Source organism: Oleiphilus sp. HI0067 (assembly GCF_001635735.1).
Window position 1 is genome coordinate 1 of record NZ_LWFI01000609.1, and the last position, 540, is coordinate 540.

The 540-nt window shown below is 46.9% G+C and carries 1 protein-coding gene and 1 pseudogene; both read right to left on the reverse strand.

What is annotated here, in order from left to right; genetic code table 11:
• Positions 1-264: urease subunit gamma (gene ureA / locus A3739_RS06865; protein WP_068500838.1), on the reverse strand; the 264-nt coding region annotated here is incomplete at its 3' end.
• A gap of 17 nt (positions 265-281) precedes the next feature.
• Positions 282-540 (reverse strand): annotated as a pseudogene (locus tag A3739_RS29575) (hypothetical protein); the annotation flags it as partial.

Consider the following 540-nt stretch of genomic DNA (forward strand, 5'->3'; position numbering starts at 1 on the left):
ATCAGGAAAAGTCGCTTCAACCTGTACTTCATGTAGTAGGTCAGCAATGCCATCCATCACATCGTTACTAGAAAGAATCTGGCGCCCTTCGCTCATCAACTCCGCGACCGTTTTACCGTCTCTGGCACCTTCCATAATCGCAGCAGAAATAAGTGCGACCGCCTCAGGGTAATTTAGCTTTACGCCTCGTGCGAGCCTACGCTCGGCAACGAGTGCAGCGGTAAAAATCAACAATTTGTCTTTTTCTCTCGGACTGAGTTCCATAGTAATTCCTTGTTAAGTCAGGTAAGCCATATTCTCGGCATAACTGGTTCTTGTTCTAGTACTGCTAAACGCAACCCTTGCCATACTTTTATAAATGCGTTTCTAAGCATCTCAATATCATCGCTGAGCGCCCTAATCATCAGTACGCCGTTACGCTGCGTTGCGGCCATGCGGAGTGTTTCATCATTAACGAGTAGCTCTCTCGCCTGCTCCGTCCAAGCGACATAATGTTCTATTTTCTTCGGTACGACGATAAACAAACTGCCCATATGAAGG